The following is an 8,192-nucleotide window of genomic DNA, read 5'->3' as shown; positions in this document are numbered from 1 at the left end:
GCCGAGAAACTTGGTAAGCGAATGAATAACGATGTCGCAGCCGAGTTCAATGGGTCGGCATAGGTACGGTGTCGCGAAGGTATTGTCGACCATGAGGGGCAAGCCCGCGGCATGCGCGACCTCGGCGACCGCGGATATGTTCATCACCTCGAGGCCGGGATTGCCGAGCGTTTCCCCGAAGACCAAACGCGTTTCCGGTCGGATCGCCGATTTGAACGCCGCTGGGTCGCGCGGATCGACGAAGCTCGCCGTGATGCCGAAGCGCGGCAGCGTGTGATGGAAAAGGTTGTGGCTGCCGCCATATATCGACGACGAAGACACGATATGTCCGCCCTGCCCCATGAGCGTCGCGATCACGAGGTGGAGGGCTGCCTGGCCGCTCGCCGTGCAAATTGCACCGACCCCGTTTTCAAGGGCCGCAATACGCTCCTCGAGCACGGCAACCGTCGGATTCGAGATGCGCGAATAGATATGGCCGGCACGTTCTAGGTTGAAGAGTGCCGCCGCTTGGTCGGCATCCTCAAAAACGTACGATGTCGTCTGGTAGATCGGTACGGCCCGTGCACCCGTCGCCGGATCCGGGCGCTGGCCCGCATGTAGCGAGAGGGTCTCGAATTTGAAATGCTTGGGATCGATCATCGGCTCACCTTGCCGTTTGTCGCCAATCGCTCGGGCTCACGCCAGGGCAGTTTTGCACGAGCAACAGGCCTGCCCTCATTGCGCCACGATGCAATGTGTCACAATACAACAATCAACATTGGCGAAAATTGAAGCGGCGGCGTCGAATGGCCGAATACCGCTCGCTTGGATACGGTCGAGCGCCCAGCGTTCGGAAGGCGGTCAGGTCCCGGCGCAAAAAAAGGGCCGCAACCAATGCGGCCCTCTGAAAACCCCTGGGCTATTGTCGAGTAGCCCTTGTTGTTACGACGCCCATCCCTATTCAACTCACCGCTGGGCACGAGACTAGATGCGCTATCTTGCAGCCGTCAAGAGCGAATCGTCATCGAATTGTCTACACTGTAAAGGTTCTAAAGTATTGATCCTGCTATGTTCTCCCCACCTGCTGGGGGACGCGCGCGGTTCTTGTATTCACTATTCTGAACACTCGCCCTGACTGTAGCAAAAAAAGAGCCGCCCGAAGGCGGCTCGAGTTGAACAGGGAGGCGTCAATGAGGGTTCGAAGAGAACCGGGGAGGTTCAATCACCCGAACCAACGCGTTCACCTTACCCGCCAAGTGTAAAGCAATGGTTAACGAGACCATTTCACCCGCCGGCTATTCGCTCAGCCTCAGCCGGACGGTTTCGGTCACGGTTTTGCCGGATGCATCGATAACGGTTAAGGAGGAAAAACCCGGACCGTCTGGCCTGAAGAGCCCGAAATCCTCGCTTGCAGCGTCGGCCGCGACCGGCTTGCCGTCCGCGACCCACCGCAAGGGCGGCTCACCGCCCGCAGCTTTGAGCGGGATCGGCGCAAATCGGCCCTTTTCCTCGGTAAGTTCCAGGATCGCATCTTGGGGCGGAAAAAGGATGCGAAGCGGCGACGGCGATGTCGCTCCGCCGAGATTGGCTGAGGCTCCGGCCGGCGACAGGCGTCGGAGTGCGATCGGCAGTGCTGCAGGGGAGCGCACCTTCAAGAGCCCCCTCGGGGGGGAGGCCGCAGCGAAAGCCTCGACGGGCAGCAGACCAAATACCTTGAAGAGTAGCGGAGCCGCGGTCCCGATTCCGTATTTTCCGGGCCGGGGGGCGCCATCGGGCCGGCCGACCCAAACACCCACCGTATATCGATCCGAATAGCCGATCGCCCAGGCATCGCGAAAGCCATACGAGGTCCCCGTCTTGAAGGCGATCGGCCGTGTTGCCACCCCGGAAGGGAGTTGCGCGAAGGGCGATGGTGGCGGCACGCCTCGAAGGATATCGCTCACATACCAAGCCGATGCGGGCGTCAACAGCGGCACAGGGCTCGGTGCCGGGCCGCCGGGCTGAAGCACGAGCGGAGACACCCGGCCGCCGTCGGCAAGGGATGCATAGAGCATGACGAGATCGCTTAAACTGATTCCAACACCCCCCAGCGCCACCGCAAGGGAGGGCGACGGGTCGTTCTGATCGAAGACGAGCTCGGCACCCGCCCCCCGCAAGCTCGTCACGAAGCGCTGTGGGCCGAGCCGCTCGAGGAGGGCCACAGCCGGAATATTGAGGGAGCGTTGAAGTGCCGTGCGCACCGTGACAGCCCCGTGATATTCGCGATCGAAATTTTGCGGTGCATAGTCACCGATCCTGAGTGGGGCATCCTCGACGATCGTATCTGGATGACAAAGGAGTGCGTCAAATCCCATCCCATAGATGAAGGGCTTGAGGGTGGAGCCGGGTGAGCGTTTGGCGCGCACGAGATCGATCTGACCCGCGGCACTATTGAAATCGGCGCTTCCCAGATAGGCCCGCACGCGCCGACCACTGTTCTCGACGACGAGGATCGCGGCAGAAGCTTCTTTCTCCAAGGATTCGCGTCGCACGAGTGCTTCAATTCGCGCTTGGAGCTGCCCGTCGAGGGTCGTCCGGATAGTCGAGCCCTGGCTGGCCTTGGAAGCGAATTCGAAGGCGAGATGCGGGGCCGAAAATGGCATCGACGCGCGACGGGAGGGCATAGCCTCCTGCTTTGCATCGGCCAGCGCAGTTCGCGAGAGCGCTCCCCGGGCGGCAACCATGCCCAGCACCTTGTCGCGGGCTTGCCTCGCGGTCTCGGGATGAAGGTCGGGGCGCGAATGCTCCGGGGATTGAGGCAACGAGACGAGAAGTGCCGCCTCACCCGGCGCGAGATGTCTTGGCTCCTTGCCGAAATAGGCGAGCGAGGCCGCTCGCACGCCCTCGAGATTTCCCCCGAATGGCGCCAACGTCAAATAGAAGGAAAGTATCTCAGCCTTCGAATAGTGCCATTCGAGCTGAAGGGCGCGAACGATCTCGAAAAGCTTGCCGCCGATTGTGCGACGGTGCGGTTCGAGAAGACGTGCAGCCTGCATCGTGAGGGTGGAGCCGCCCGAGATGATGCGACCGCTCCCGATCATTTGCCCGGTGGCGCGCAGGAGTGCCAGCGGGTCGACCCCCCAGTGATGCGCGAATCGCTTATCCTCGTATGCCTCGAGGAGAGTGAGATAGAGCGGATCGACGTCGATGGGGTTCGCGTGCATTCGCCAAGCATCATCTGGCGTCGTAAATGCCCGCAGGATCGCACCCCGCTCATCGAGCACCACGGTCGATGCGGCCTCGTAGCGCTCAAGCCTCGGAGGAAAGATCCGGTCGAGTGCATAGAGCGAACCGGCCAAGACAAGAACCGCGCCGAGGATCCCACTTGCCCATCGTACAGCACGCCTCACAGCCAGCATGGCCTCAGTCCTGTGTCGTCACCGTCGTCGCACCCACTCCCGTGCGCGCAGAGATTGCCGGGTGATACATGTCCTCGACCGATGCCGCGGGCAGGACGTACTGGCCCGGCGTCACCGCTCGTACAATGAAGGCAACGCGATAGACATCGCTCCCTTCCTGAAAGCCAAAGCGCTTGTCTGCAAAGTTGACCGCCGCGACGAACCGGTCGTCGCGCGCCTCCTCCATGCGGGTATTGGTCACCTTGAGCCAGTCGAAATCCGTCTCATCGTCTTTACCGTGCGGGACAATGCTTTCGATCTCCCAACCGGCCGGCAGTAGGTCGACCAGCACCGCATCGTGTTCGAGACCGTCGAGCGACGATGCCTCCAGCGTGATGACGATGCGGTCGTTCTGCTTGACGACCGAAGGATCCACGACGTTGCCCTGGAGATCGCGGAACTCCCGGAGGATGCGAAAACCGTTGGACGCGGCGGCTTGGGGCGCGCGGGGAACACCTTCGAGCGCGACAAGGTTCCAGATCGGTTTTTCACCGCGATTGGCAATCTCGACGCCACGAGCGAGATCCGCGTCGGTGAGGGCCAAGTGAATAGGCGTCTCATGCGACGATTGAGGTTTGCCGTCGATCTCGACCCGCAGGTCGCCACCTTGCTCGATAAGGGTGTGGGCGGCGATCAGCATCCATGCATCCTCCTGGGTCGTGGTCCAACCGGCGCGATAGTCGATCTTGGCCAACTGATCGAGAAGGCCTGGCAAGATGCCCTGCTCGCCTGCGTGGCCGACGGCAGCGGTCAGCGCCGCGAGATCGCGCAGGCGCGACCCGTAATAGTCGTTGCTTACATCCCGATCGTAAGTGTTCGCGGCCAGTTGGAATGCGTGGCTGGCTCGGGCCCGGTCGCCCGCCATGGCAAGAGCGGCGCCCACCTGGCCATAGCCGAGTGCTGAATCGATCGCGGCCAGTCCGTTGTCATGGAAATAGCGCAGATCGCCGAGGTTGACCGCGTTCATTTTGGCCAGCACGTAGAACGCGTATGCCCTGATGCGTGCTTCGTGCCAGGCTTTCCACGCGGCAAGTTTACTTTGATTGCCCGGATTGCTGTCGTCAAAATCGCTCTCATCCCTGGCTCGCCCGCTCGAGGTCAGGGTCAGCCAAGCGACCCCGCGCGCAAGCGCTGCCTGGGGTACTACGTATCCACTCTTCTTCGCCTCATAGAGAAAATCGATCGCGAAGACCGAGAGCCAGGGATAGGCGGGCTCCCCCCGAGTGCCCCACAGCCCGAAGTCGCCGGAGGGACGCTGCATGTCGAGGACGCGATAAATGGCCTGCTGGACGCGCTCGGGGATCGTTTTGTCCTGCTTCACCGAGCTCGTCGCGGCGACCTCGTTGAAATAGAGAAGCGGGAACGCACGACTCGTCGTCTGTTCGAGGCAACCATAGGGGTAGCGGTCGAGTTCACCCAAAAGTGAGGGAACATTGAAGCTGCGCCAAGTGGAAACCGTGTCGCTCACATGTACGGAGCCCGGCAGATAGTCCGCGGTCATTCCTTGGTCGAGCTTGAAGGTTTGACCCGGCTGCAGTTGCGCCGAGAGATCGAGCGTCACAGGGACTTGGGACGCCCGTACCGCAATCTGCCAATCGTGAGCCACGGCAAAGCCATTCGGCCCGCTCACGTTGAGCGTTACAGTGCCAACGCCGACTTCGTTGCCGGAGAGTGCGAAGTTGAGGATTTGGCGCTCCCCAACCGCGAGCGTCACTGTGTGCTCATTCGAAGCCGCAATCGCCACGGCACCCGACGCGCTGAGGCCGAGCTTATAGTCCCCCGCTGTCCCTTCGACATTGTGAATAAGGACCGAGATCCGGCTCTGGTCGCCGGGTGCGAGGAAACGCGGCAGTGTGGCTTCCGCGACGACGGGATCGCGCACCGCGAGATGGGCCTCGCCACTTCCGACTTGATCCCGGTCGAATGCAACCGCCATGAAGCGAAGCTCGCCCTGAAAATCCGGCACATCGAAGGCAATGCGCGCGCGACCCTGCTTGTCGGTGACGACCACGCCGGAGAAGAGTGCGACCGTCTTGGTCGGCACGGCGGGAAGTGGTCCGCCGCCGATCGAGGCATCGCCGCCCGTTCGAATTGTGCCCGCGGTCGCATCCCGATCGTCGAGCAGGTGCGCGTAGTCGTCGCGCATTTCCACCCCGAGCTGGCGCTTGGCATAGTAGTAGTCGCCGGGCGACGGCGATTCGAACTTGGTGAGCTGGAGGATTCCTTCATCGACCGCGGCGACGGTAAGACGGGCCGATTGTCCGTCGCCGAGCCCTCCCACGGTGACCGGTACGCTGATCGTCTGGCGAGGTGTCAAGTGGTCCGGCAGATCCATCTTCACCGCGAGCGTGCGCACCGAAAGATCGAGCCCGATCCAGCTCAAGCCGACCGCGCGCACGGGTTCGTGGGCCTTGCCCGCCGCAAGTGGGCGATACGCCGTCGCCATCACGTAAGCACCGGTGCCCCAGCTCTCGGACACTGGAATTTCGATTTTGGCGCCGTCCGCCGGCACATGCAGCTCACGCGTCTCAAGCAATGTACTGTTGGCGATCGTGATGAGAACGTCGGCCTCGAAGGGCGGTTTAATCGTGAGCTTTGCGGTCTCGCCGGCTCGATATTTCGGACGCTCCGAGACGACATCGACCTTGTCGGGTGTTTCGGAGACCTCGGGACCGACGTCCCAGTAGCCCGAGCGGAATTTGATGCTGCTTACGGCACCCGTTTGGTCGTCCGTCAAGGTCAGGCGATATTCGCCCCAACCCGCGAGGGGCAGTGCCAGCGTCGTCGGCCGATCCGCGGCGACGTCGATGGTACCCGAGCTGACAAAGACATCGGTATAGACCGGCTCGTACGACCACCCCCTTTTGGTTTCGTACCATTGCCAATGGGCGTCGTGGCGGGTCAGCTCGAATTTAAGGCCCGACCGCGCAATCTTTTCGCCCTTGTCGTCGACTGCCAGGACCTCAATCCGCGCGTCCTTGCCGATCTCGACGGCTTTGTCGAAGAGGGGGTGAAGGCCGATCCAAAGCGGTTGCGTATGGATCGGTAGCGACAAGGAAGCCTCCGTCGTGCGCCCGCCTGGCTCGTATATATCGACATCGATGTCGGCGCGGAGCGGCAGGCTCGTCTTGGGCACGTCCAGCGGATCGCTTGTCGCCACCGTCTTGCCGTTCGCATCCGTCTTGGCGAGATCGAGCGATATTGGCTTCGCCTCGAAGTGCTCGTCGTCACGCCCGAAGCGATAATTGGCAAGAGCCGGAAATGGGTTGGGATCCAAATTGAATTGCAGCGTTCCGTCCCCGGCAAGGTCGGATGCAGCGGGACCGTATAGAAAGCGCACTTCGGCATCGACCGTGAGCCGATCGCCAGGGGCGAGCGCCTCCTGCTTGCTCGACAAGGTGACCTTGAGGCGTTGGGGCACGAAATCGTCGACTCTGAACTGGGCGGCCCCGATTGGTGTAGAGCCATCGAGGACGGCATCGACGGTCCAGACTCCGCGCTGGGCGGTCGGACTTAAACGGAACGGCACGTAACTTCCCCCATCGCCACCATCGACGAGCAGTACGCGGCTTTGCTCAACACCATCCGGTCGATGGAAGACGAGGCTGACCGGCGCTTTTTCCACGGCGAAGGCCCCTGCGTCACGCACGAGCGTTGTAAGGTTCACGGTCTCACCGGGCCGGTAAATGCCACGATCGGTTGCGAAGTACACGTCGAGCCGGCCGGAAGAAGCCCGACCCGAGACGCCGCGATCCGATAAATCGAAGGGCGTAGTCGCGAGCAGGATCTTGTTGAAGTCCCCCAGGTGATCTTTTGTTTTCTCGTCATCCGAATTTGGACTGAACGCCTCGACCATAAGAGGTTCGGCAGCACCTTTGCCGCGCAGGAGACCGGGAGCGAATTGCGCATGCCCGTGGTCGTCTGTCGCGGCATGGCCAAGCTCCTCGTTGTTACGGGCAATGAGCGACAGTTTGACGCCCGCAATCGGCTTCGCCGTCTCGATCGAGCGCACGAAGACATCGAGGCCGCCCTCACCTCGGAATACCGTGAGCCCCAGATCCGTGTCGTAAACCGTTTGCGCGGTGACCTTCTGCTCCCATGGTCGCTCGTCGCCGCGATCGAACGTGGTGGCGGCGAAAATCACGTAAGCGCCGGGCTTCCAGGGCTTGACCACGTCACGGATCGGGAACGCGGTCGTTGTGACTTCGTTTCGCCGGCCGGTCGTCCGCAGCTTACCCGACCAGACAAGGGTGCCCGCGTCCTGTTCGAAATATTGCATTTCGTAAAGCGACGTCTCCGCAGCCGGAAGCTGGCGCTGTTGAAAGATTGCGCGGTCGCTGATTCGGTAGACCTTGATCGCGATCTCATCAAGATTGAGCGTCGTCACCGGCACGCCCGAATTTCCCGTGCGCGGTAGGATGAACTGCGCGCCCGATGCAAAGCGCACGAAGGGGGCCTTGTCTGCAAGCGTCACAGGCACCGACTCGGCGGCGGCGAGTTTCCGTCCGGAAGCGCCCGGCAGGCCAGATTTTAGCTCGACGCTATAGGTCTGACCGAAACCAAGTCCGCTCACGCAAAGGCGTGGGCCCCGCGCCTCAAATGCCACGTCCGCGTGATCGGGAATTGTGACGTAATCTTCGTAATGCGCCGAAGGTCCCTCGATCAGCGGCTCCGAGAACGTCAGGCACGCTTCCGCCACATCGCGCGACGTATCGATATCGACTCGCTTGAACTCGAGGGCGGGGCCTGTCGACGCTCGAGGTGTTGCGGTCACCA

General features: G+C 61.9%; 3 protein-coding genes. All 3 read right to left on the bottom strand.

The annotated features are described in order from the left end of the window. Window positions 1-639: PLP-dependent transferase (locus VEJ16_10730; protein ID HYB10136.1), on the bottom strand; the 639-nt coding region annotated here is incomplete at its 3' end. A gap of 635 nt (window positions 640-1,274) precedes the next feature. Further along, the gene (gene pbpC, locus VEJ16_10725) at window positions 1,275-3,377 is read right to left on the bottom strand and encodes a penicillin-binding protein 1C (GenBank protein ID HYB10135.1); all 2,103 of its coding nucleotides are present in this window, start codon (window positions 3,375-3,377) and stop codon (window positions 1,275-1,277) included. Window positions 3,378-3,381: 4 nt separating this feature from the next. Beyond that, a partial coding sequence (locus VEJ16_10720; protein ID HYB10134.1) for an alpha-2-macroglobulin occupies window positions 3,382-8,192 on the bottom strand: 4,811 nt, incomplete at its 5' end.

The organism is Alphaproteobacteria bacterium (assembly GCA_035625915.1).
Taxonomy (GTDB): domain Bacteria; phylum Pseudomonadota; class Alphaproteobacteria; order JACZXZ01; family JACZXZ01; genus DATDHA01.
The sequence above is the reverse complement of the archived record's forward strand: the minus strand, read 5'-3'. Positions and strand labels throughout refer to the sequence as shown.

What these genes read in the sequence shown, in the direction of transcription:
- pbpC (HYB10135.1), bottom strand. Translation starts at nt 3,377, where the DNA reads ATGCTGGCTGTGAGGCGTGCTGTACGATGGGCAAGTGGGATCCTCGGC.